21 protein-coding genes are annotated in these 24,700 nt (G+C 51.1%); 5 read left to right on the top strand and 16 right to left on the bottom strand.

Annotated elements, in window-relative coordinates; all coding sequences use genetic code 11:
- Positions 1-247: 247 nt before the first annotated feature.
- From C3B51_RS10645 to C3B51_RS10635, 3 genes are read right to left on the bottom strand one after another with little or no spacing between them, the layout of a single operon-like run.
- Positions 248-1,837, bottom strand: coding sequence for a PepSY-associated TM helix domain-containing protein (locus C3B51_RS10645; protein ID WP_130245032.1), 1,590 nt, complete (start codon positions 1,835-1,837; stop codon positions 248-250).
- 8 nt (positions 1,838-1,845) lie between these two features.
- Positions 1,846-2,100, bottom strand: coding sequence for a hypothetical protein (locus C3B51_RS10640; protein ID WP_125719622.1), 255 nt, complete (start codon positions 2,098-2,100; stop codon positions 1,846-1,848).
- Positions 2,090-2,410: a hypothetical protein gene (locus C3B51_RS10635; protein ID WP_130245031.1), complete on the bottom strand. Its 321-nt coding sequence runs from the start codon at positions 2,408-2,410 to the stop codon at positions 2,090-2,092. The genes C3B51_RS10640 and C3B51_RS10635 overlap by 11 nt, the downstream gene beginning before the upstream one ends.
- A 278-nt stretch (positions 2,411-2,688) precedes the next feature.
- Here C3B51_RS10635 and C3B51_RS10630 point away from each other — a divergent pair, with 278 nt between their 5' ends.
- Entirely contained in the window at positions 2,689-3,132 is a 444-nt protein-coding gene (locus tag C3B51_RS10630; RefSeq protein WP_130245030.1) for a GNAT family N-acetyltransferase, read from the top strand.
- On the opposite strand, the gene C3B51_RS10625 is transcribed toward C3B51_RS10630, so the two are convergent.
- The 10 genes from C3B51_RS10625 to C3B51_RS10580 form a co-directional block, all read right to left on the bottom strand.
- Positions 3,122-3,901, bottom strand: a complete 780-nt coding sequence (locus tag C3B51_RS10625) for a substrate-binding periplasmic protein (RefSeq protein ID WP_130245029.1) — start codon at positions 3,899-3,901, stop codon at positions 3,122-3,124. The genes C3B51_RS10630 and C3B51_RS10625 overlap by 11 nt on opposite strands.
- A gap of 115 nt (positions 3,902-4,016) precedes the next feature.
- Entirely contained in the window at positions 4,017-7,070 is a 3,054-nt protein-coding gene (locus tag C3B51_RS10620) for an amino acid adenylation domain-containing protein (protein ID WP_130245028.1), read from the bottom strand.
- The gene (locus tag C3B51_RS10615) at positions 7,067-7,786 is read right to left on the bottom strand and encodes a DUF1796 family putative cysteine peptidase (protein ID WP_165389141.1); all 720 of its coding nucleotides are present in this window, start codon (positions 7,784-7,786) and stop codon (positions 7,067-7,069) included. The genes C3B51_RS10620 and C3B51_RS10615 overlap by 4 nt, the downstream gene beginning before the upstream one ends.
- Positions 7,783-8,886, bottom strand: a complete 1,104-nt coding sequence (locus tag C3B51_RS10610) for a glycosyltransferase (protein ID WP_130245026.1) — start codon at positions 8,884-8,886, stop codon at positions 7,783-7,785. Before C3B51_RS10610 ends, C3B51_RS10615 begins: the two co-directional genes overlap by 4 nt.
- A gap of 10 nt (positions 8,887-8,896) precedes the next feature.
- Entirely contained in the window at positions 8,897-10,519 is a 1,623-nt protein-coding gene (locus tag C3B51_RS10605; RefSeq protein WP_130245025.1) for an ATP-binding cassette domain-containing protein, read from the bottom strand.
- Complete coding sequence (locus C3B51_RS10600) at positions 10,516-11,199, bottom strand: glycosyltransferase (protein WP_130245024.1); 684 nt, start codon at positions 11,197-11,199, stop codon at positions 10,516-10,518. Before C3B51_RS10600 ends, C3B51_RS10605 begins: the two co-directional genes overlap by 4 nt.
- An 8-nt stretch (positions 11,200-11,207) precedes the next feature.
- Complete coding sequence (locus C3B51_RS10595) at positions 11,208-12,380, bottom strand: radical SAM protein (protein WP_130245023.1); 1,173 nt, start codon at positions 12,378-12,380, stop codon at positions 11,208-11,210.
- 17 nt (positions 12,381-12,397) lie between these two features.
- On the bottom strand, positions 12,398-13,486 hold the full coding sequence (locus C3B51_RS10590) for a glycosyltransferase (RefSeq protein WP_130245022.1): 1,089 nt from the start codon (positions 13,484-13,486) through the stop codon (positions 12,398-12,400).
- Between the two features lies 1 nt (position 13,487).
- Entirely contained in the window at positions 13,488-14,096 is a 609-nt protein-coding gene (locus tag C3B51_RS10585; RefSeq protein ID WP_125719643.1) for a hypothetical protein, read from the bottom strand.
- 1,077 nt (positions 14,097-15,173) lie between these two features.
- Positions 15,174-15,986, bottom strand: coding sequence for a hypothetical protein (locus C3B51_RS10580; protein ID WP_130245021.1), 813 nt, complete (start codon positions 15,984-15,986; stop codon positions 15,174-15,176).
- Positions 15,987-16,177: 191 nt separating this feature from the next.
- Between C3B51_RS10580 and C3B51_RS10575 the strand changes: the two genes are divergently transcribed.
- Positions 16,178-16,870, top strand: a complete 693-nt coding sequence (locus C3B51_RS10575; protein WP_130245020.1) for a pirin family protein — start codon at positions 16,178-16,180, stop codon at positions 16,868-16,870.
- 98 nt (positions 16,871-16,968) lie between these two features.
- Positions 16,969-19,170 (top strand): hypothetical protein, encoded by a 2,202-nt coding sequence (locus tag C3B51_RS10570; RefSeq protein ID WP_130245019.1) that lies wholly within the window; start codon positions 16,969-16,971, stop codon positions 19,168-19,170.
- 27 nt (positions 19,171-19,197) lie between these two features.
- On the opposite strand, the gene C3B51_RS10565 is transcribed toward C3B51_RS10570, so the two are convergent.
- On the bottom strand, positions 19,198-19,803 hold the full coding sequence (locus tag C3B51_RS10565; RefSeq protein ID WP_165389140.1) for a glutathione S-transferase family protein: 606 nt from the start codon (positions 19,801-19,803) through the stop codon (positions 19,198-19,200).
- 102 nt (positions 19,804-19,905) lie between these two features.
- On the bottom strand, positions 19,906-20,802 hold the full coding sequence (locus tag C3B51_RS10560) for a LysR family transcriptional regulator (RefSeq protein WP_130245017.1): 897 nt from the start codon (positions 20,800-20,802) through the stop codon (positions 19,906-19,908).
- Positions 20,803-20,910: 108 nt separating this feature from the next.
- On the opposite strand from C3B51_RS10560, the gene C3B51_RS10555 reads away from it, so the two are divergent.
- Positions 20,911-21,681, top strand: a complete 771-nt coding sequence (locus tag C3B51_RS10555) for an SDR family oxidoreductase (protein WP_130245016.1) — start codon at positions 20,911-20,913, stop codon at positions 21,679-21,681.
- Here the strand turns inward: C3B51_RS10555 and C3B51_RS10550 are convergent.
- Positions 21,678-23,735, bottom strand: a complete 2,058-nt coding sequence (locus tag C3B51_RS10550) for a TonB-dependent receptor plug domain-containing protein (RefSeq protein WP_165389139.1) — start codon at positions 23,733-23,735, stop codon at positions 21,678-21,680. The genes C3B51_RS10555 and C3B51_RS10550 overlap by 4 nt on opposite strands.
- A 374-nt stretch (positions 23,736-24,109) precedes the next feature.
- Here C3B51_RS10550 and betI point away from each other — a divergent pair, with 374 nt between their 5' ends.
- The gene (gene betI / locus C3B51_RS10545) at positions 24,110-24,700 is read left to right on the top strand and encodes a transcriptional regulator BetI (protein ID WP_125719661.1); all 591 of its coding nucleotides are present in this window, start codon (positions 24,110-24,112) and stop codon (positions 24,698-24,700) included.

The raw sequence follows: 24,700 nt of genomic DNA, 5'->3' as shown, positions 1-24,700 counted from the left end.
GCCTCAAAATAGAACACTTAACTAATCAAATTGGTATAAAAACCGAAATCATGACTTTGAAACCTGATTAGCGGGGAGCTGCGCCTTGCATTATATTACCGCAAAAGTGACATGCTCAAGGCCTGGCAGTAACTACCTAGCAGTCCGGCCTTACGAGCTTGGCAGAGTGAGTGACCGCGATAGTAGCGACACAGCAACTTTATGCTGGCCACAAAAAAAGCGCTGATTCCAGCGCTTTTTTGCTTGCTTACGCCTCAGAGGCGAGTGGCTGCGAGCTAACCCGCTGTGCCTTGGTTTCTTGCGCATAGACGCGTTTCGTTGCGGCAATACAAATGGCAGCCAGCAGCAGCAACATAGTATCAACCAGCAAAACATCACGCAGTGCAGCGCCGCTGAGCAGGCTCGACGTGCTGTAAAACAAGGTCCAGTCGCTGATGGCGGTCAGGGCAAACAGTGCCGCACTGGCGCTCAGCAACGCCTTGCAAAACAGCTTTTGATTACGCATCAGCTGCGAGACCACAATACTTACAATCCAGATCAGATAGAAGCTGCGCTCTATAAACTCAGCGCGGCCCAGATACTCAACCGGGAGCGCACGCGCCAGTGCAAACCCGGCCGCTGTCGCCGCCACTACACCAATAAAGCTGCCTGAGGTCAGACGCCTGACAAAGTTCAGACTGCGCTGGCTTTGGTTGCGTTGTTTAGCGCGCTTCGCTATCCACATCAGGTTACCTGTGATGATCACATAAGCAGTTGCCAGACCAAACAAGAAAAACGCCAGGCGCATTCCATATCCTGCAAAGTCACCGAAGTGCAGACTGGCAATGGTCGACAGACCGCCTCGCACGGCGTTATCGTAATTGTCCATGGTCAGATAGATCTGCTCCTGCGTGCTCATCAGGTAACGCACTTCACGCCACAATGAAAAGTCGTCATTGCTGGTCGCTGCGAACACCAAAATTGCGTTCTCATCACCAAAATGCTCGATGCTGATGCGCTGTATGGTGACATCGCCCAGAGTCGCCATAGCGCGGCGATACATATCATCCACACCCGTCATGGCCATTCGTTTGTCGGCTTCTTCGAGATGCGGTTGGTCAAACCCGGCGGCATCCAGCAGCGCTTCCTGATTGCCCTGATACAAAATCACCGCATAGGAGATCTGGTAAATGATCACCAGGTTGAAAACCAGGCCGGTGAAGGCATACATCAGATGCATGGGCAGGCCCATGGTGCCTATCAGGTTGTGCGCATCAAGCCATTTATCTTTATTGCCGTCTTTTCGATACTGAAAGAACTTACTGAACAGCTTACGCCAGTGGATCACTATGCCGCTCAGGATTGCCACAAAAAAGAACAAGGTTACGAGACCAACAAAATACAGGCCCGCACGCCCAAGACCGAGGTCATAATGCATCTTGTACAAAAAGTGCGCGTAGTTATGCGTATCGCTGCTGGCGACGATTTCACCTGTGATGGCATCCAGTAACAAAGCCTGGTGCAGGTGGTCTTCGCCAGTGATCGGGTCGGGCTGTGCCAGCTCACTTTCAAAACGGGCTTCAATAAACGGATTGTGTTGATCCGGCGCGTAAATAAACATGCCGCCATGCATATCTACCTGATAGTTTTTTTCAATGGTGGCCAGCGCTTTATCAAATGCGGGCTGCTGCGTATTGTGCGCGGCATCGACCAGCAAAGGCGTACGCTCCCAGCTGGTGATATTGTCTTTGAACAAAGTGATGGCACCAGCAAAAAACACCACAAACAGAACAGTAGAGATGATCAAACCAATCCAGGCGTGGGCATTGGTCAATGATTTAAGGGTTTGATTGTTCATTGTCTGAATTACCTCAGCACCATCAGGGCGGTATTAAGTAAAACGGATGGCACCAGTGCCAGCATCAGTGCCCGAAAAGACTTCCAGGCCGATGGAAACGAGTAAGCCCATACCAGCGCTGCGGCCCAAATGGGGAACGCCAGGATCAGTCCTATCAACAAACGCGTGCCCTCTGAAAAAGGCAATAGCAGATTCAGGTTAAGCACCACAGAAACAGATAAAAGCAGGCCAATAAATAAGCCAGATAGGGTTTTAGGCCACATAGCTTGCCCCTCCAAAAATCAGGCTAAGCAGGCACACACCGCCCGTGATAGACAAGGTGCGCTGTCTGGAATAACCCGAGCTAATGGTCACCGTAAACAAACTCAGCATAAACACGACCAGCGCCGCCAGCATCGACGACACCCAGGGGTAATCAAAACTGAAAGTAACAATACCAAGAAAAAATAAAGACATAGCACTGAACCCAGCTAAAGGCCTGGGTACTGCGCGAGTGATGATGATTTGCCGGTGACTACCAAGGTATAAACTCAGTGCAGCCAGCCAAAGCGGGATAATTGCAATAAAACTCATATTTATACTAATCGTTATCATTTGCAATTATGGTACGGTTTTAAACCCAGACATTCAACTACAAAGCACAAAATATAGTCGCTCAATACAGGGATAATGCCGCTAATTGCGCTCTTTACCCTCACCTGCGTTGCACCCTGGCAACTCCATTAAAGTTTTGTTTCTCTGAATAATTTACACTTGCAACCGGGGCTGCTATGAGATTAGATAAAGCAAAAACCTGCGTACATCATCAGGTGGCATGTCCACACTGCATAAGCCAAATCAAGGAAACGACGATGAACATTGAGCTAAAGCAAGCCTGCAATACCGACAAGCCCTATTTGCTGAACCTGCGTCTGCAAACCATGGTGGAGCACCTCGAGCGCGAAGGGATTTTTCTCAGTGACGAGGCACATCTATGCCGGCTTGAGGAAGACTATGCCAGTTCACATTTGCTGCTCATCGATAAAGTTACGGTTGGCACACTCAAGTTTCGGCTGTTAAACAGGGAGGTGGAGATTATGCAGTTACAAATAGCTCCGCAATACCAAAAGCAAGGACTTGGCCGCTACACGCTCAGGCATATGTTTGAGCAGTATCCAGACCTCCCGTTTTCCCTGACTGTACTTAAGCACAACCCGGCCCGTCATTTGTATTTTGCATTAGGTTTCAGAACCTATGATGAAGACGAGTTTGAATACCATATGCGCAGGCCTGCACAGCACACGCTTATGGCTTAACTTGCAAAGATCCGGATAGCAGGCGCTGAAAATGTTGATCGATCAACGCATCAATGGCGGCCTGATTGCGTATGATGGCCAGATTAAACTGCTGCAAACGCTTTTCACTCAACAGGCCGGGCCTGATCATGTAATGAACGGGGTTTTTGTGCACAGTTAAGCGGCTTGCTCTGATATGCGCCTTATAAGGGTCGCGGTTAATCAGGTAAATGCCGGTGAATAAATCTTCTACCGCATAGTCAACGCGCTTTTTGACCAGCAAATCAAAGCGCTCTGTGGCCAGGTTAATGTCAACCACACAGTCGGGACACTGCTGCATAATCCGAGAAAATGCCTCGCCATACACACTGCCCCGATTCACAGCCACGATAGATTTACTCAGAAAGCTCAGAGTGGGCGTTAAAGCACGCAGAGGGTTCAACGGGTTGCTCTCGTGGCGGAATAACTGCATCACTTCATCGCGATACGGCACACTAAACTCAGAAAAACGCCGCCGCTCCTGAGTAAAGCTGGCAGCAAAAATAATATCGACTTTACCTTTTTTAAATTCTTCGAAGGTCCGGCTTGATGAAGGAAATGATACGTAACGCCAACATAAATCGGCATTTTTCAGCACCAATTCAAGGATCTCAATATCCAGCCCATGATATTGCTCACCAGAACGGAACGAATAGGGTGGCCAGTTATCGTTGGCACTGACCGTGACGGTTTGTGTACAGGTCTGTGCCACCGCGCTGCCTGAGACGATAAACAGCAGGCTGGCAAACATGAACGTTAAGCAGTTTCGAACAAATTGCACTTTTAGCCAACATGATGGAAAACGTGTCTTAGCTTATAACATAACTGGCGCTTTTTCCGCCAGTTACCAGTCAATAAATTGCCTGCTAATCAGCGCAAATATGATTAAAGGTCGTCGCTATCTGCGCGGATAAGTTATTAAGCCAAGACGCACTGACGATACCAAGGTCACTACTAAGCTCAACCACCAGGCCAGCTTCTTGAGAGCGAACAAAGCGGATCTGCAACCAGTGATAGCGCTGTTCAAAAGCAAATACCTGCTCGTCTGTCAACCAGTTTTGTCCGCTCAAGCCAAACCTTGGCTGAGCAAAAACTTGCTGCTCGGGTACTTCGCCCAGATCCGCAAAAGCGACGGATATTCTGGGCGCCTGTGTTTGAGCAAGCGTTTTAAACGCCTGATCTTTACTAAACATACTGAGCCAGCCATAGCTATGTCCACCCACAGGATATCTGGCTAAATCCGCTTGTGTTTGCGCAAGCTGTGCGCCGGACTGCGCACCACTGTGCAACAGCAGCGGCGCACTGTGAGCAAACCAGCCTACCGCCTGACCAACCTCCACCGAGATCTCACACTCGCTGTTTGTGAAAGGTTGTCTGCCATTATTTTCCAGCGCAACCGTCACAGCACTGTCACCGCTGCACTGAGCGTAACTACTTGCCAGAGCAGCCAACAGTAAAGCTTGCAGTGATGAACCCTGGCACGCCAGGCGAGGCAATAACGTGGCGAGTTGCGCAGCGCTGGCTAACTGCACCTGACTGTGGACCGGCTTGCTAGTATTCAGCGCCGCCAGTTTACGCTCCGCCTCCTGACAAAATTCCCCACGAGTGTTCAGCGCATCCCGCCAGTAGTTCAGGTCGGCATCAAAGTGGCCTGCCATGACCGCGTTATGGCATTGTCGTTGCCAGTGCAGCAGAGCCCAGTCTCTATGCCTGTCGAACTGCTGAGGAGCGCTGAGCAAGCTTTCCAGGTCACTACTGAGCACCTGCAAGCTGATATCATCAACTAGCAAATGGCTTATCCCTATCGCGACTATATGACCGTAGCGGCTGCGATAACTGGCGATGGTTACTAATTGCTCTGACAATGAAGCCCCATCAAGACAAGATTTAAATGCGTCCCGGGCTTGATGTTTAAAATCTGCAAAGCTGGTTACGCTCAGCTCAGCACTCAGGTGTAAAGCCCCTTTACTGATCTGCTGCGTCATCTGCCTGGGATTAAAACGCAGCCGCAAAGCGGGATATTTCAGCAGCAAAATACGCGCAGCCTGATGAACTTTCTCGCAGCTCAGCTGTTGTTGAGTGAACAACATAGTGCACACTTGCCAGCGCGCTATCCCCTGGATATGGATCATCGCCAGCTTGTTTGGTAATGCATAATTCAGTAATTCTTGCTCGAAGCCTAACGTCGCAGCATTAGCGCAAGATGGGGCTAACTGAGAAAGCGGCACATCACTGAGCAACTGACTTAACGACACCGCCCAGCCGTGTTGCCTGGCACGGGTTTGCAGCATCAATGCCTTTAAAGAATCCCCGCCTTGCGATTTATACCCTTGGTCACTGTCCAGCTCGCCCAGCGGCACATTCAGGCTCTGTGCAATTAGCTCAGGCAATGTCGCCACCTGCTGGCATTGCGCCAGCCTCAGCTCGGCAACGCGCTTTAGTGCTGGTTTATCAATTTTACCTATGGCCGTGGTTGGCAGCTGAGTGTAGTAAAAAAACTGCGCCGGTACCATATAAGCGGGTAGCGCTTCACTGAGCATTTTGCGCAGCGCACTGGTATCTGCATCATTCAGATCACCGGCAATAAAAGCTATCAACTGAGTGCCAATACACAATACCGCCGAGCTGCGAATGCCCGGGTACTGATCTAATACCGCTTCAATCCCCTCCAGTTCAATCCGATGGCCCAGCAGGTTAACCTGGTTGTCCAGCCGTCCGAGATAGGTGATCAGCCCCTGTTCATCACGGCGCACCAAATCGCCACTGCGATAAAAGCGCTGCACTTTGCCAAGGCGTTCCATGGCAATAAACTGCCGGGCCGTTTTTTGTGGCTCAGCCAAATATTCTAATGCCAGGCCCTCGCCGCCGATCAGCAGCTCCCCCTGCCTAGCCGGTCTGCCCTGCTCGTCCACAATCAGTAAAATGCTGCCTGCCGAGGGTCTGCCAATGGGCACCCGGCTGCGTTTTAAATCGGCCCGGGTCACTTGGTGCAAGCACGATGTTACTGTGGCCTCGGATGGACCATATTCGTTATATAGCGCAATGTGTTCAAACAAGTTTAGCCTGTCCCAGTGACGCACTATGTTGTGACTGAACTCCTCTCCTCCGAGAATAACAGTATTCAAATGCATGTTCGCAAGCCAGTCAGCGGCGTGTGAGTCTGCCAGAAAATTGGCCAGCAAACTGGGCGGGACATCAATATGAGTAATGGTTTTAGAGATACAAACCTTGGCAAACTCGGCCGGATCCAGCACAGCGCGCTGCGTAAAACACACGCATGCCCCGGCAGACAGAAACATCAATACTTGCTGCAAAAAGGCGTCTGTTGAGCTGGATAAAATGCATAAGGCACGATTGCCCGGTAGCAGCTGATACTGTTGTCGTGCAGCCTGGACTTGCACAGCCAGACTATGACGAGCGATCGCAATGCCCTTTGGCTGGCCTGTGCTGCCAGAGGTATATACATGATAAGCAGCGCGCTGCTGCTCTGCCTCCAGGCTGGTTGACGATAGCCCGCTCAATGACACAACCGCAGGATGCGAAGCACACGCCAAATCGACTTGGCAGCCAGTCTCTGTCAGTTGTGGGTCGACCTTGCTGTACAACACCACACGTGCCTGACTGCGTGCCAGCATATGTTGCATGCGTGCCACCGGAAAGTGCACATCGAGGCAAACAAAGGGGCAGCCAAGTAACAACGCCGTTAATACCCCCACCACACTCAAGCGCGGATCATCGCCGTATATAGCAATGCAGTCGCCCGGCTCAAGGCCTGAATTGCGCAACTGCGCCACACAACAGGCAACCAGAGCGCTCAGTTCGCCATAGGTGAATGTCCAGTCATCGCCTTCGAGTGCCGCGGCCTGAGCGGGCTGATTCAGAATATTGGCGACCATATTGGCCACCGTAGCTTGCGTCATGCCGACTCCTTGTGTGCTGCCAGCCCGGTAAACCCATTCACGCCCACCAGCATATTGCACCAATGGGTAAGCTCCTGGCCTTGCATCCAGGGCTCGTCATTATCAAAGGTGTACTTGCGGGTAAATGCGAGGCCTGGGCGACTGTGTTCAACCAGCTCGTCATGAAAGGTGGCCACCAGCAGGCCAACCCTGGCGTTGGGACACAGCTGCTCAAGCGTAGTTTTTAATGTCAGCGTGTTTGCCAAAATCTCATCCGGTGTTTCAAACTGCCAGTCTTCATTTTCTTCCAGGGCCACACTCAAAAAGAACAACACACTGTCGAGTTCTGCCAGTTCAGAAAAGAAACGTGTGCAAATACCGTCAAACTTTTCTCGAAATGCCGGATACTCACGCACCAGATCATGGTTTTCAACCGCAAAGTCGTGGGCAGACAGGTAACCCGCAGCACGATCGGCGTACTTGCGGTACTCCTTGCAATCAGGCTCATACGGTTCCAGGTTTTTAAGCAGCAGCACCTCTTTACACCGCGTTTGCAGCGCCTGGTTAAGGTCGGCCACCGAACGGCCGCCGATCCAGTCAAATGGCCCACGCCGACAGCCCAGCTCCAGCTGCCGAGTCAAATGACGAGGCCGACAATCCATGCCCAGGCTGTAAACCCGGCGATAGTTTCCCGCGATAAACGGGTTGCCGGTTTGAGCTGTGAATTGCTTGCTCATGCGCACGCTCCTTTGCCTTGTAATTTGTTCAAACAGACTCGGCCAATCACCCGCCACCAGGTTGGCACTTCCAGCAGCACTCGGGCAAACGGGATCAGGCATAACTTGAGTTTGTGGTTGGGAATGGTACGAAATTCATCGCGGGCTTTGCTGTACAGCCAAAAGGTTTCAACAAAACCCAGCGCCGTCCACACCAGCACCAGCGCCACGCCGACAGTACTACTAATCAAAAACGCCATCAGCAACAGCAGCGGCATTAACAAAAAGATGCTCACAGAGATCATGTCTATGCGGTGGCGCAATCCTAGTACGGTTTTCTCGGCCATCTGATTGCGATAAAACGCCGCTTTGTGCAGCGCCACTTCTATAAACCCCTGCGACCAGCGGCGGCGCTGCTGCAACAGGGCACGGAAGGTTTGTGGCGGCTGGGTCAGCGCTTGTATTTGCGGTGCGTAAAACACGGTGTAACCCAGCTCCAGACCCAGCAAACAGGTTTCTCTGTCTTCACCACTGCGCAGCCCGCTGTGGCGAGACAGTAGCTCCTCTATAATTGGCCGTTTATACAAGCAGCCCGCACCGGGCATAATGGGCACACTGCCCTCATTCTTGCTGAACTGATAACTGGCTCGCTCCAGCGCATATTCCAGCATCTGAAACTGCACTGCGGGTGTATTACCTTCTGTGGGACGCATGCTGAAATAACATCCCATAGAGGCCGAGTCTGCCGCCAACTTATCATGTACCTCAGGCAGGTTATCCAGACCCTGAAGCTCAGTATCAAAGTCGGTGAAAATAATATATTGATGCGGCAAAGCTTTGATTTGGGTATAAAGCGCCCCTATCTTTTGGCCATTGGGCGTTACTGTGCTGAGGCTAAGATGGGTCAGTTTTTCAGTATCCGCCGCAAAAGGCTGATCGGTAGAGCCATCGTCAATCAGGATAATATCCAGCTCAGGATGGCGCGCTGCCAGTCCATCAAAGTAAGCCAGTCGCTCGGCAAAGTGGGTTTTATCACCCGCTTCGTTATAAAAGGGCACTAAGACTGCCGTCGTTTGAGTGGTTACCCGCTGTGCCAGCCAGGTTAACTGATAATCTTTCATTGCACGCTCCTTAGTGGGATTTAACCAGCGACAACGGCTGTGCCGGATAAGGGTGAAGCTGACCATCACGCATCAGGTAATGGCTGTCACAACAATCAAAGTAAGCCTCGTCATGGGTGATCACGAACAGGGTTTTACCCATTTCTTTGAGTGTGGGTAACCACTGGCGATAAAACACCTGACGGCTTTGCGGGTCGATATTGGCGGCAAACTCATCCAGCACCAGAATGGGCCGCTCTTCCATCAGCGCCTGCACCATGGCCAGGCGTTTTAGCTGGCCCGTCGACAGGCGGGTATTGGTAAAGCGACCGTCGCGAAACTGCACTTTGTCGCTCAGTTCAAGCCTTTCCAGCCATTGATTAATTTGCGCCTCGCCCATCGGCTGACCATAACGGTTAGCAAAGACCACACTGTCGGCCGAAATACCGGCAAAAAGCTGGCGATAAGCGAGTAGCTGAGCCGCCTCAAGCGGACGATTATCAAGCCAGACTTGACCGCTTTGCGGTGCATATAATCCACTCAGCAACCGCATAAAGGTGGTTTTACCAGAGCCATTGCCGCCGGAGATAAACACGATATCGCCAGGGTTCACTTCAAGATTAATGGGCCCGACCGTGAACCCTTGGTCATATTCAAATATCAACTTTTGCAGCGTCAGTTGCTGTGAAAACGACACCGCTGATGACGCTACGCCCTGCTCCCCGGCCTCGCTGGCCAGTTGTTTGATTTCGGTCAGTTTTTGTTGCGACACCTGAAGCTGGCTGAGCACCCGAAATAACTCCATGCTGCTGTGAAACGGGCTCACCATAAACAAAGTGATGATCACAAAGCTGATACTCTGCTGAGGCGACAAGGCAAACCACAACGGCGCGACAAAGACTGCCACAGCGGCAAGTAAATAAAGTGCGGCCATCAGCATCAGCTGATTATGGGCAAAGCGACATTCGGCCATAATTTTGTTGTGCTGAACGGCGGTGGCATCGCGGCTCAGGTGCTGTGCATACAGGCTGTCATTGCGCAGCGCGTTTTGTTTTACTTCGCGGATCCCCATCAGCAGGTCGTGCAGATGGGTAAAAAAGCTGTCTTCGGCTTCCCTTGCACGCTCATACCCCTGATGAATGCGCCCGAAGCGCAAACAATAGGCCGTCACCGCCAGCGTTATCAGCCCCAGCGCCAGCAATGCGCCCAAAGGGGCAATCACAAACATGTAAATCAGTGCCGCAATCACAGTGAATAAATGGCCCACACTTAACGCGACGAACTGATTGAGCTGGCTGAGTGTGTTGGCATCGTAAGCGATTGCCGAGAGGATCCGCTCCTGGCCAAATTGCTCTATCATCTGTAATCGGGCATGGCGCACTGCATCGAGAATATCCAGCCGCACAGTCTTAATGGTGGTTTCGGTCAGCCGGATCACGCTGCGCTGAAAAACCAGCTGCACCACCACAAAGCCCACAAATGCCGCTGAGAACCATACAGCCCCCTGAACCAGATTGGCCGGATTGCTGCTATCCAGTTGCAGCGCCATAGTGAAAGTGTGCAAGATCAAAATGGTGGTGCAGGCGCTTAAGCTGCTCAATAAAACCAGTTTGAGCGACAGCACCTGCCACAGGGCTCGACATTTTTCTATCATGCCTGTCCTCCCAGACTACGAGCATACAGGCGCGGCGAAAGCTGCCACAGTACGCCCCCAAGCAACAAGGAGCCGTAGTACCGCAAATAACCATGGGTGCGGAATTTGCGCTCATTGTGGACAAAATAACAGCGCCCAAGCCATTGATAATGACCACCGTGACGCTGACAGCGCACACCCAAGTCGGTATCTTCACCACGCAATAAATCCGTGTTAAAGCCCCCCACCGCTTTAAACAAATTGGCCGACACAAAACAATTGCCGCCCATACTCAAATGGCGCCGATTAAAGCGGTTGATATCGGCCGCAACAAACCGACCGAGCCAGTGGCCGCTGTCGCTTTTCAGTGGCGCCGTGCCATACACAGCTCTGTGACTGCCTTTGCCAAACTGAGCAACCTGCGCTGGTAGCTGTGCACTGCACACAGTATCAGCATCGAGAAACAACAGCATGTTGCCACTTGCCTGTGCAGCGCCATAATTACGCGCCGCAGCGGCAATACCTGCTGAGATAGTGAATACTTGCTCAGTGTAGGCCCTCGCTACCTGCACAGTTGCATCCGAGCAGGAATCACAGACCACGATCAGCTCAGCATCCAAAGGCAACTGTTCAACCAATCGCGGCAAGGTAATTGCTAATGTTTTTGCTTCATTGTGAGCCGGCAAAATCACGGACAACATACCCACCTCTACAGCAAAAAGTTATGTGCATCAGGGCAGGCGTTGAGCACTTTAAGGCTTTTCTGACGCATGGTCTCTGCGGCACGCTGATAGGGCTCAGACGCAATGAGTTCCTCAATAGGTGTTTCCAACACATTACCAAAAACCAGATCAGGGAACTGCTTGGTCATCACCAGTTTGCCGCCGATATCGACATCCAGTTTCACGCCCATTTTGAGATAATGTGGTCGCGCCGGCATTTTGCCGCGATAGTACTGACGGATTTCATCCGCATCATAATCCGGCCCGAACAACACCGGGATCTGGGCCGGGTAAGCACGCAGTTTTTCGATGGTGTCTATCACCTGCTCAATATAATCCGGGCGAAAATCGCCCATATCGAAGCCAGTATAAGAATTGGGCACTGTGTCATAGTCTTCACAAAAGCGGTGGTATTCGCTGCGCGCCATCATATCCACGACCCACAGATGGTTGTAAATCATCCAGTCTACGCCCGCTTGCTCACACTCATTGAGCAGCTCAGTGGCCCGATCGAGGTTTTTGGCCATCATGGTATTTTCTACCCCGATCAACCACTGCTTGCCCGCTTTTTTGCCATCTGCCAGCAGCTTAATACCGGCCATGGTTTTGTTGTAGGTACCTTTGCCCCGGATCGAGTCATGGATGTCTTTTGGTCCGTCGATGGAAATTAAAAAGGCCAGCTGATCGTGATACTTACTCAATACCTCAAAGTGGCGCTTAATCATCAAGCCATTGGTGCAGATATAAATAAAGCATCCGGCTTCAGCCAGGCGGCTGAGAAACTTTGGAAAATCAGGGTGTAAAGTGGGCTCACCGCCGGTCAATATGATGTCGCATCGCTGACGCTCAACAAAATCAAACAAATGACCACTCTGCTCATACGGAATGGCCGTGGGATCCAGGCCATGGTGAAAACCGGTTTCACGCCACTGGAAACACTGCTCGCAACGCAAGTTGCAGCTGCTGGTCATTTTAATTACCAGTTTGCAGATGTTCTCGGCTTCAATTTTTCCGCTCGCGGCATAGCGTCTGAGGGCGTTCGCCACGCGCTCGGTGCTGGCCTGATGGTGGGCAGTAAACCCTGGATTTCTGGCCATAAAGTTCTGATGTGCCTGCGGTAATTCGCTGACTGCCAGTTGCGTGGCTTTCTTAGTCCACATAGTCGACTCCTACAATATTATTTGCTACTTGCGAGTAAATGATGACAAATCTGTTGTGATGCATTGGCATTAACCAATGTGGCCGCTCTCATGCTGGTTTGGCTGCGCAATGTGCTTGATCCCTGAATGCGGCTGAGCAAGTCTCTGAGCTGCTCGTCATTGTGGGCATTGAGCGCGGCCCCCTGCGCCACAAACACGGCGCGATTGTGCTGCTCTTGCCCGGGCAAAGCGCCATGAATGATCAGGCAGGTATTGGCCAGCGCCGCCTCGGTTAAAGTAAGGCCGCCCGCTTTCGTGATGATGATGTCGGCCTGGGCATAATAAGGCTGCATATCCGACACAAACCCGGCCAGCCGCAGTTGTTGCTGAGCAATCTGTTGTTCAAAACATGCCTGCAACTGCTGCTGTAACGCCTCGTTCTGACCGCAAATAACGGTCACCGTGCCTGATGGGTTTTGCGCCAGCAGTAAAGCCACCGTTGCAGGTGAGATCCCCAGCCCCCAGCCACCGCCACAGAGCAGTATGTTCAGGTTCGCGTTGTTTTGCTCATTTGTTGCTATTAAATCGGGCGTTACCTCAGTGGGGATCCCGAGCGGCAATATCTCGGTCCCTCTGGCGCGATGCCAGTCCAGTACGGGGTGACTGTACTGATGAGAAACAAACAACTGAGTGAGCGCAGTCCGCCAGCCGTTGGATATTTGATAGTCTCCCAGCACACCACTGACTTCGACCTTGTGCCCGGCCAGTTTCGCATAATAACGGGCAAAAAAAGCGCCATAATAGCTACACGCCACCACCTGTTTGTGACGGCGGATCACCGCTTTGGCCTCATCCAGCTTGTCATTGCCTTTAAGTGCCAGCCACAGTGGTAACAACCGGTAAAGAAACGGATAAAACCAGCGGCTGGCATACAATTTACTGTGATGTTGCTTGCCCGACATGCACCACTGGTAATACTGGCCAAACAGCAAGTCAGACAGCCACTGTGGCAATAACTCGGACACTGACATCAGTTCAACCGCTTTGCCTTGTTTGCGAAAACGGCTTGCCAAAGCCTCAGCCAGTGCCCGTGAGCCAGCGCCGGATTCCACATATAGCAGTAACATACTACTGAACCCGCTCAAGTGGTCGCGTGGTGTTCAGCCATAACGCTCTTACTTCAGCCAGCTCCAGTTTCATCACCACCATGTCCTGCTGGGGGCCATAAAAATTTTCAAAACGACCGAGCGCGGTAAACTGTAAAGAGTGATAAATATTCAGTATGTTCGACTGCTTGGTGTCGGCAAATACCTCAATGTACAGCTCTTCATAACTGGTTTCTTCCAGCAAGACCTTCAGGGTATCGAGCAGCATGGCCATTTTTACCAGAGGCGAGACAGCCTGATCGGCAACAAACCAGCCACCCCAGACGATGCTTTTTGGGTCCCACAGGCGATAGTGATAACCAGACATGCCAATCAGCTGCTCGCCCTGTTTAAAGCACCAGTAGTGACGGCCATTGTCTATCCCTGCCGCCAGACAACGGCGATGAAATTCAATGGTGCGAATGGTGTCTTCGTTCAGTCCGTCCACCATTGCATGCTCGATAAATTCCAGTTGCTCATCGCCAAATGACACCGCTGTCTTTTCAAGCCGCTGATGATGCATAAAGCGCTCGGTACGGCGCATTTTTTGTACCAAAAGTTCTGCTCTGCGATCTTTAAATTGCTGTTCCATATCCGGCCACCCATTGTGTTGCTTTGCTTTGATGGCCTGCAAGTTATTATAAGTATTGGATAAAATCGCTTATGGAAAAGTGATGAATGGTTATGAGAGCACTATGAAGGCTGAGCAATGGTTATTCTAACTGATGATAAAACAGCCCGTTTCAAAGCCATTAACATGGTGCTTTTTGCTTAACATTGGGCTGTAAACCCCGCCTTATTTCTGAGCGGGAAAAGCACGGATTCCTGTATTGTATTAACTGCCACTCGCGCTAAAAAAGATGCCTTTCAGAACGACAAACAAGCTACACATTTGCTGGCTGATAACAGGCATATTGCAGTTATGCCAGCACCCCTGTGTTATACCGGCCTTGCGCCGGTATCTATTCGCAAACGACTGTTATACTGGACAAATACTTTATCAATCAAGCAGTCTAAAGCCAGATCCCGTGTCGAGCACGGGATGACGGGTGAACAGGGTCAGGTTTGCGGTGCGTTGTGAGTCATTCCAAGCGTCTGCGCTTTTTAATCAAACACCCGCCAAAGCTGAGAGTAAACACATTGCGTTTATGCCAGCTCCGGCGTCATACCGGCCTTGCGCCGGTATCTATTCGCAAACGACTGTTATGCTGGACAAATACTTTATCAATCAAGCAGTCTAAAGCCAGATCCCGTGTCGAGCACGGGATGACGGATGAAAAGGTCTGGTTTATGGTGCGTTGTGAAATTTTAAAAGCGTCTGCGCTTCGCAACTAAACACCCGCCAAAGCTGAGAGTAAACACATTGCGTTCATGCCAGCTCTCAGCGTCATACCGGCCTTGCGCCGGTATCTGCTTACAGTCTACTGTTATGATTGGATAAATACCTTATCAACCAAGTCGTCTGAAACCAGATCCCGTGTCGAGCACGGGATGACGGATGAAAAGGGTACGGTTTGCGGTGCGTTGTGAAACATACTAAGCGTCTGCGCTTCGCAACTAAACACCCGCCAAAGCTGAGACTAGACACATTGCGTTCATGTCAGCTCTCAGCGCCATAACGGTCCTGAGCCCGCGAGCAAAACAAGTGCAAAACGCTAAACAGGTCACATCACCGCTTTGGACACACCACTTTCTCGGCTTTTAGATGATACATTTCAATATCCGGGTGACTAAAGAACCCCACTTCCCAGGGGTTTTTAGAGATAAACAACTCTCTCACTTCATTAAACAAAGCACTGCTCGTGGCTATCTGATGCACCCGTCCGGTGATAATGGAGTAGTTCCACTCCACATAGTTTTCAAAGGTAAAGCTGGCACGATTGTCGATGGCAAAGTAGCACTGATTGTCGCGCTTCATCAGGCTGGATTTAAAGGTCTGAGGCAGGGTAATAAAAAAGATATCGTCATCAGTACTGGATAAAAACGCCATCACGGTAGTGTGTGGTTGCGACTGTGCTTTGGTGATCAGCACGCCGACTTTGTTGTCGTGCTCTTCTTCGTCCATCACGGGCGTTGCAGTTAAAGGTGTGCATGGTAAGGGGTTTTGTACACGCGGATCTTCCGGGAATTCATACCCCGGTGCACGATATTCCAGCGCAACCGAAATCCCGTAATACACCTGATACTCCACAGCCGACAGGGTGACGTCGGTCTCGTTCAGGGCGGTTACCCGGCCTTTGTACGATAAACGATAAACACTCAGCTCGGCGTCATATTCGCTGACCCCGGTGCGGTTATCCAGATGCACAGTGACCAGATCGCCAACACGCAATGCGTGACTTTCTCTGAGCTGGAGCAAAAGCTGGTTGTCATCATCTATTTGCGCAAAACAGATAAAGACATCAATGCCGCCAAGGTGAATCTGGTAAGCCGACGCAACGGCAATCACAGGTGATGGAATAAACTGATTTAAAGACGACATAATACTCCCTTGAAGCTGGGTTAGCAAGCAAAATCGAACACTTTAACTCTAGCATATCCACGTCGCAGGGTACGCGATACATCACGCACAACCATTCTTATTTACAGAATGGTAGTGACGATATTCGCACATTTTATTCTTTTTAGCGAAGCGGTAGAGTAGCACTATCACAGTTTAGGAGCATTATCATTATGCTATCAATTCGTCGCGGCTCACAGCGGGGCCAGGCTAATCTGGGCTGGTTACAAAGCCTGCATACTTTTTCATTTGGTCATTATTACGACCCAGAGCATATGGGGTTTTCCGTATTACGTGTTATCAATGACGATACGGTGGCACCCGGTATGGGGTTTGATACCCACGGGCATCGCGACATGGAAATTATTTCATACGTGCTGCAAGGTGCGCTGGAGCACAAAGACAGTAAAGGCAATCATCACATTATTCCGGCCGGTGAAGTGCAGCTGATGAGTGCAGGGACCGGGATCGCGCATTCCGAGTACAATTACTTTGCCATAGAGCCAACCCGCTTTTTACAGATCTGGATCCGGCCTGACGCAAAAGGGCTCAGCCCCGGTTATGCACAAGCCAGCATCAAACAAAATGGGGCACTGACACCTCTGGTCACGCCCGATGGTAATGGCGATTCACTAATGATCCATCAGGATGCCAGCCTGTATCGCTTGCAGTTATCTGCCGGTGACACCATTACCCTGAGTACCCAAAATCGCTGGGGTTATCTGCACCTGATTGAGGGCGCAGCTCAAACCACTCAAACGCAGCTAGCTAGCGGGGATGCGATGGGCCTGACTGCGCAGGAGTCAGTAACGCTGACGGCGAAGTCACCACTCGAAGCACTGTGGTTTGAATTACCGCCAGGCTGAGTTGCGCTATCCGCAACGATCCCTTAGGGTAGAGGCTGCACCTGAAGTGAAAACAAGTATAATGTAAGTGCTTACAAACCTTGTGTAAAAGGAATAACATGCCAATATCTCTGCCAAGCTTGCCGCCACATCAACTTTTACGTTTGAGTGGTTTATTCCAAGACTATACGGGTCCCGCGTGTTTATTCAAAAGCCAACACAGTGAAAGCACGACCTTTGACGCACTCGGCGGGCATGTCATCACCAATGGCGCACTGACTGTGACACTGTTAGATCGACCGGTTCACATGCAAGCACAGGCAGAGCAGCCAGCAACGCCCTGGCTCAGTTACCAAATGTCGGCGTTACTTGCAGGCGCCGCAGCACTTCCCTTTCAACAGGTGCCCAATATATCGGGCCAGGCTGATACACAGATACAGTTGGCGGCTTGCCTGAGCACCCGCCCCGATGCCGTCATCGCAGATACGCTCATCGCGCATGGCGCCGCTCTGCCTTGCATTTTTTCCTGCGAGGATGTGAAAGCGCTTGAGCCCGGCGAATCGCTGAGTCTGGATACGCAGGGTACCTTATTGCTCAACACCTCTGTCAAATGGAGTGAGCTATTGTGCCAGAACTTTCATCTATTTAGTCGCTGGCTTGGACAAGGTGAGTTACTGGATCTGTCGTTTGATGCCAACCTGACGGCCAGCCTAGAGGTCACTGTCCGTGGCAGCCATCAGGTTATATTTTCAAGGCCCGTCGACGCGCCACATACCCTGCGCCTGAGCTACACCAAGTCGGGTGTCCACGGCACTCAGAGCACGACGGGGGCCAAGATCACCGCACAATTTCGCGATTCAGCAGCGTTTCAGGCGACCTACACGGCCATGGTACAGGCAATTTTTCAGCGCTCTGCGCAAGACATAGAGGCACTGACAGAAAAACTGTCTATCACTCCCCTGCCCGCGAACCTGGCGCCTACTGTAAAAGCCTTGCTGAAACGACTGGGACTGGACAGGCTCGAACAGCTAAGGCCACGTATCACACAAATACAGCGGGACCTCAAAACCACGATCCGCAAGGCTGCGCAATCAGGTTTAGAGCTAAGCTTTTACTATCAGTACAATCGAATACAAACAGATCAGGCACTCGTACAATTAACTGTGAGTGACCAAGCGCTCACGCTGGCCCTGCACAAAGCTGCGCTCAGCGGCAAGCTGCTGAGCCAATTACATCAGCACCAGGCACAGATTAATGTTGAGCAGTTTTTCAATCAACGTGCCACACAGCTCAATCAGAGCTGGGGCTTTCAACTAAACCTGTTTTCATGGCAGGCGATGAGCCGCGAAGACGCTGAGTTTAGCGTTACCACCACGGAAAATGCGCATGGCGAGGTCACTCTGTCCGGACAGGGCCTGCGAAGCTACCAGGATCAGGTAGGCGACGTGAAGCGTCGGTTTTATCTGGACTTTGCAGCTTGCATGCCGACCTTCAGGCCCCCGCAATTGATTTCAATGCGAGACTTTGAGCTCACCCTGACGCTGGCAAGCACTACACAACATGCCAGTCTGGATGAGAAAACCGCCTGTCAGCTGGCTGATGAGCTGGCTATCTGGAGGCTCATAGCGCCCGGAGAAGTCGATAACGTTGCCAAACGGCTCTATCAGACGCTCAAAAATCAGCAGGACGTAAAGCTCACACAAACACTGACACTGCCCGGTCATGTGTTCCGCGACTTGCTGCCAACACTGGCAGACGCCAGCGCCTCCCGACTGGCCCAAGCGCTGGCTGCAGCTTTACCTCGCCACACTCAGCTCCCCGAGTGTCGGGCTAACCCACTGGTAAGATGCGCTTTTTATGCACCCGCGTTTGAGCACTACCTGAGCGCTGACCAGCCAAAGCCGGACCACGTGGTAGAATCTGCTATCACCCGCCTTGCGCAACTCAGGCAATATGAGAGTGCACATAAAGAGCGAGACTGGCGCAACAAACCGGGCCCGACGCTTGGCAGGATGATGCAGATGCACCCCACATTAAAGACGGATCTGGATAGTCTTATTAAGGGCATGCAACAACTGAACGAAGACGCAAGCCTTAATGGCGACCCGGCTGTACTCAAAGAGATTTATCAGCAATTCGACAATATGGGCGCACAGCACTTCTATATGCGCTTTTTTGCTTACTACTTACAACTGAGCTTTGCAGAGCTGGGCGATGAACACAGCGTATTGCACACCACAGGAGTGATTGAATTTGGCCCGCAAACCACGAGGCAAGCCCTGTTGCTTACATGCACTGCGCCAACACGCCATGCGCTGTAACCGTCACGTTGGCAAGCAGTGATACGCTTATTTTGCAGGCAGTGAATAATAACCCGGTAACTGCTCAAAGCGCGCCAGCCAGTCAAGCACGCGTGGAAAATCGCGCAAGCTGGGCTCAAGTTGAACAATCAACGCCGTGTAACTGTATAAGGCAATGTCGGCCAAAGTCGGGCTGGCTCCGGCAAGCCAGGGCTGATGTTCAAGCTGCGTACTTAAAAGCGAAAATAACCTCAGCGTCTGCTGCATCGCCTGCGCCTCATCGCCAGGTTTACCCAGCACCCGGATCCCACGCAGCGCCACTGGGCCGGTGCACAACTCTCCGGCCGATATGGCCAGCCAACGTTGGATCTCAACCTGAGTCGGCAGTTCCGCTGGATACCAGGTATGCGCCGGGTCATAGAGCCTTGCCAGATAAAACAAAATAGCGTGGGAGTCTGTGATGACGGTGTCCCCGTCAACCAGCACAGGTACCTTGGCTGCCGGATTAAGGCTGACAAACGGTTCTGTTTTGTGTTCACCAGATTTCAAATCTACGCTCACGGTGTCGATGCTCAGACCCAGCATTGACGCCAGGGTGAGCACTTTGTGACTGTGCCCGGACATAGAATAATAGAAAAGTTTAATATTGCTCATAGCAACCCAATGCTCCTTATCATGGTAGTGACTAACCATTAAACATTAAATTTTCTGCAGAAGAAAATGAAGAATTTTGCTAACCGTGCTCAAGCTGATTGGTTAGCCCTGCGCTGAAAAAGCCTGTTTACAATGCTTGCTCATAAGGTCAATAAAACAGCGGATTTTGGCCGGGACATAGCCACCGGGCCGGTACAAGGCGTGGATAGGAAAACCTTCCAGCCGATAGTCAGGTAGCAGAGCCACCAGCTCACCTGTTCTCAACGCATCTTCAAAGGCCCAACGCGGGCCAAGGTGCACCCCTTTACCCGCCAAAACCAGCTGTCGAACAGCGGACACGCTGTTAACTGTAAAGCCCCCTGACACTTTGACTCGTGATGTTGTTTTACCTTTTTTTATACTTACCTGACTGTTTGCCTGAGCACGTGAATAGAATATAAACTGGCACCGACTCAGCCCGGATGGATCCCTTACCCCATCAATCTGCTCCAGATAATCGGGGCTAGCAACCAGTACACGCTCAGCAATGCCCAACCCTCTGCAGATCAACCCTGAATCCGGCAGCATGCCAACACGTACAGCCACATCAATGCCATTGGCTGTCAGATCTTCAAAATGACTGCCCAGTAACAACTCGACGTTCAGATCAGCATAAGTGGCCCGCATCTTGTTCAGTACAGGTACAACAAATTGAGTACCAAAATCAACTGGCGCAGCTACCGTCAGGGTTCCGCTGGGTTGATCCTGCAATCCCCGCAGGCGATTTTCCAATTCTGCCTGCTGCTCAGCAATGTGCTTTAAGCCCTGAAAATAGACCAAACCAGCTTCAGTTGGCTGAGAGCGGATCGTCGAGCGATGGATCAGCTTAACGCCCAGATGCTGCTCTAATGCAGCCACTTTACGACTTACCGATGAGGGGTCGGTGTTAAGTTGTTCGGCAGCGCCTTTCAGGCTACCCGCTTCAATCACCTTTAAAAAGGTCAGTTCATTTGCGTTCATTGCTTTTTGCACATTTTGCAATTAATGAATGAAAATTTATGGGATACCTGAATTAAACGCAAGCGGCTAAGCTTACTCTCGTCGACTAATCCAACAGGAGTAAATATTATGCCTACCTCAACCACACAATTAGACTTAACTAATAAAGTGGCCATTGTGACTGGCGCTGCCCGAAATATGGGCCGTGCTTTTGCTATTTCACTGGCCAAACGCGGCGCAAATATTGTTGTGCATTATCACAGTGATGCGTCGCTTAACGATGCTGAGCAAACCGCCGCTGAGATTGCTCAGATTGGCAGACAAGTACTATTAGTTCAGGGCGATCTGAGTCAGGAAAGTCAGGTTCAGTCGCTGTATAGTCAAACTCTGGAAGCCTTTGGCCGGGTTGATATAGTCATAAACAACGCCGGAAAAGTGCTGAAAAAAGCCATCGCGGATATCTCGGAGCAAGAGTATGACCAGCTTTTTGCCATCAATACCAAAGCACCATTTTTAATGATGAAGCATGCAGCCCAGCATATTCAGGAGCAGGGCCGCATTATCAATATGGGTACCTCTTTGCTGGGGGCATTTACCGGCCTTTACGGTGCCTATGCCGGTGCCAAAGCGCCGCTGGAACACCTTACCCGGGCGCTGGCAAAAGAAATTGGTAGCCGTGGCGTCACGGTTAATGTCGTTGCACCAGGTCCGATAGATACGGCCTTTTTCCACGGCGAAGAAAATGCCCAGTCGGTGGCTTATTTGAGTTCAGCCAGCGTGCTGAATCGCCTCGGCCATATTGATGACGTGGTGCCTATGGTCGACTTTCTGGTTAGTGAAGAGGCACGCTGGATCACGGGTCAGACGCTGTTCGTCAATGGCGGTTTCGTGACCCGTTAAAATCGATATGACCAGCTCAGGCGCAGATTCCGTGGCGCCTGAATGTACTTAACGGGAGACACGCCCCGGGCGTTACCATGGTAGTATGTCTTATCAAACAGATTTTCGATATACACCCCCAGGGTGCTGTTACCGCGTGTGTAAGTCAGGTTGGCATTGAACGTCGTCCAGGCAGGTATGGTGACGACCTCAGTGCCGCTTTGCTCAAACCGGTTGGCCTCAGTCAGAGACTCATCCCAACGATCCACAAAAGCAGCTATCTGCCAGTGCTTACCCAGCGTGTAGCCCAGCCCCAGTTTGACCTTATATCTTGGTACATCCAGCACTACAGACTGACCGGCAACCTGGGTTTTATCCGGCGATATATATCGCAGCGCCAGCTGCCCGTGCCAGCGCTGAGCGTGCCAGCGTAACTGGTTTTCCCAACCAGACACCCGGTGCTCGCCCGCCACCACGGTGCGCCAGATCTGAGTATTGGGGTCCTGTACTTTTTGATAGAAATTCTTCGCCTGCATGCTATATAAAGCTGAGATATTGGCAAATTCAACCCCGCGCCAGCGAAACTTACTGCTCCAGTTGAATTCGTACATCTGCATAGTTTGCGATTCAATTTCGTCGTCAACGACCAGGTCGAATTCAAAAATTGTGGGCGGGCGAAACGCCTCGCCGTAGGTCAGTTTAAACGCCTGATCGGCACTTGGCTGATAAACCATGCTAACGCGGGGAAGCCAGCTGGCATTAGTATAATCCTGACGGTGGTACCTGAGCCCGGCATTGACCTTGAGGGTACGCTCTCCAAAGCGCCACAGCTTTGAATACTGACCAAACACGGCGTGTTTATCAGAGCGCTCTTTATCTGTCGGCCACGAATCGGGTGTTACCAGCTTTACCCCCTCAGCAGTTTGCCGATATTTGACTTTGCGACCGATTTCGGTGCGCCAGCCATCGTAACCCAAGATCCAATCCTGATCAGAGCTTGCCAGGTATTGCCACTGGGTATTGAGCCGTATTCTGTCCGACGGCCCGATATCTTCCCGCTCGGTATATAGTGCCAGGTCTTCATAGCGGGTAGCCTGCTCGGGGTTATCCACACTGAGACGGTATTTTTCTTTATATTCTCTGAAGTAGCTCAATTCGATATTGCCCGACCAATTTGCTGAGAGTTGCATATCTTTGCCGAGATAATAGCTACTGTAACCGCGATAGGCGTCGTCCCCGGTCATGTAATCAAATGCCACGGCCTCGATGCCACTGACGTTTGTGGTGCGGGTAAGATTGTTGCCCAAGTAAAACCAGGGGGTGCTCAGGCGACTGTCCAGGGTTACGTTTTTCTCGCGGTTACGAAAATCATCGGGGTTGTGGTTTCTTAGTGCATCTTTGCTGTTACGACTGAATGCTTGGTCATCTACCAAAAATTCACGTATTTCACGATAGTCCTGATCGCTTGCAAAGTAACTGGCCGACACCGCCAGCTCTACTTCCCCCTGTTGATAGTGAAACAGACCATGGCCGTGGTGCGTTCCCACCTCTCCGCCCAATACCGTTACTTCATTCACTCCCGTATCCAGACGGGTGATCACATTGATCACCCCTTGGGTTGCATTACCGCCATAAAGGGTAGAATTTGGCCCCTGTAATATCTCTACACGCTCAATTCTGGCGCTCGGAAAGTTATTCATAATAAAGGCTTCATTGGCCAGCAAGTTTTGCACCTCACGGCCGTCTATCAGCATCAGAGTACCCGACATGTTCCCGGTAAAGCCCCTCTGACCGCCCGGCAGCCAGGACCATTGATAGAAATAGTCCATGTTGGGAACAGAGGCGAGGATCTCTTTTAAGTCGCGCCAGCCATAACGCTCAATATCCGAGCGACTGACCACATATACCGTGCCGGATGAAGCCAGCCAACTTTCACTCTTACGCGCCGCAACGGTCACATCCTGAGCGAGTAACTCCTCAAATGACATCGCAAAAAGCGCATCCCCCTCTTCTGCCTGTGCCAATGAAGTGTGCGATATCACGCAGATAAATAAAGAGGTAACTAATCGGGCCATATACTGCTTACTTAACAAGAGATCTCTGGCAAGTATAGCTAAGCATTTTGACTTTTGAGTGAAACAGCACATTTGCACATCCAATCCAGATAAAGAGACTTGTGCGTCATAACTTTTGCGGCCAGCGCAACACAAAACTATCGATAGTTGAAAACTGACACACAATTCGCGCCATAGATGGGGGTTTTTCAGCCAAAATAGAAGCAATTACAGGATAAATTCAGCTTTTGTTTAATTTTAAATAATCATATAAATATCATAAAGATAGAAACAACAGAATGAACTGGCATCCACCGTTCACAAAATGTCAACCTTGAATTTCCCCTCCATTCACCTTAGAATTTATTTTTATTGAACGGTCAATTAATAAAAATATGCCTAAAGTCGGAATGGAACCTGTGCGTCGCCAACAACTGATTGAGGCGACCTTACAGTCAGTGGCAGAGCTTGGATTACAGGCCACCACGATTAATAGCATCAGTAAAAAAGCCGGGATGTCGTCGGGGATCATCAGCCACTACTTTGGTGGTAAACAGGGTCTCATCGAAGCCACGGTGCGCTACCTGCTGAGCAGCCTGCAACGCAGTTTGCTGCATAAAACAGCACAAGGGTGCTCCCCCGAGCAGCGCCTGATGTTTATTGTCGAAGCCAACTTTGCCGTGGTGCAGCAACAACGCGACACCACCCGCACCTGGTTGAGCTTTTGGGCACATTCCATGCACGATGCGCAGTTACATCGTTTACAGCGCGTCAATGCGCGCCGACTTTACAGCAATTTATTGTATTCGTTTAAACAGTTAATGGCCCCAGGCGAAGCACGTGAAGCTGCTGAGCTAAGCGCCGCGATGATCGACGGCCTGTGGCTCAGAGCCGTTCTCAGTAAAGCCGATGATGCGCAGTTTGACAGCGCGCAGGATCTGGCCAAACGTTATATCCAGTCCCTCATCCAACAATTTGGAGTCTAA

Source organism: Pseudoalteromonas rubra (assembly GCF_004212645.1).
GTDB classification, from domain to species: Bacteria; Pseudomonadota; Gammaproteobacteria; order Enterobacterales; family Alteromonadaceae; genus Pseudoalteromonas; species Pseudoalteromonas rubra_G.
Note: the sequence above shows the minus strand (reverse complement) of the source record. Positions and strands in the feature narration are given on the sequence as shown.